The sequence below is a fragment of the Streptomyces sp. NPDC059371 genome, from assembly GCF_042751995.1.
In the GTDB taxonomy this organism is placed as follows: Bacteria; Actinomycetota; Actinomycetes; order Streptomycetales; family Streptomycetaceae; genus Streptomyces.
Genome location: NZ_JBHYXD010000095.1, coordinates 33,587 through 34,143 on the forward strand (window position 1 = coordinate 33,587; position 557 = coordinate 34,143).

General features: G+C 63.6%; 1 protein-coding gene. It reads right to left on the bottom strand.

Features of this window, described 5'->3' with window-relative positions; genetic code table 11:
- Window positions 1–128 precede the first annotated feature (128 nt).
- A partial coding sequence (locus ACFXGX_RS34820; RefSeq protein ID WP_384799608.1) for an RHS repeat-associated core domain-containing protein occupies window positions 129–557 on the bottom strand: 429 nt, incomplete at its 5' end.

Below are 557 nucleotides of genomic sequence, written 5' to 3' on the forward strand. Positions count from 1 at the left end.
TTTGTAGAGTTTTTGGGGTGGTGTTTGTGTTTTTTTGTTACGAGGTTGGAGTGCTAGTCCGGTGTGTGTTGGGGGGGGGGGCGGCGCGCCGGCCCCCCCCCCCCCCCAGGGTCGTTAGAGGCTATCGGTCAGCGGCGCGTGCCCCAGCGCCATGCTCTGCGGAACCCTGATTTGCCGAGGTTCCAGAGCCCGCGCCGGACGCTGTAGTGGCCCTTGTCTCCGGCCTTGTTGTAGTGCCATCCCCAGTGGCCGTCCCACTCGATCCTGTTCTGATGGTTGCCCCAGTGAAGAGCCGGGCGCCCATCTCGCATGCAGAAGTATCTGCACTTCTTCGCGAAGAACATGAACCTTGTCGGGGTGTAGTGGAAGAACGTCCTCGTCGCCCGATAAGCCCGTGGAATGGCGCGCCAGCCCCGCTTGATCCAGCTGAAGCGGCTGCGCCCGTCGAGGTCGTATTGGTTGACGGGGTCGGCGGTGACGTATTCGTAGGGGTTGGCGTTGCCGCCGTGGACGGGGTCGGTGGACAGGAAGCGTCCGGTGGTGGGGTTGTAGAGGCG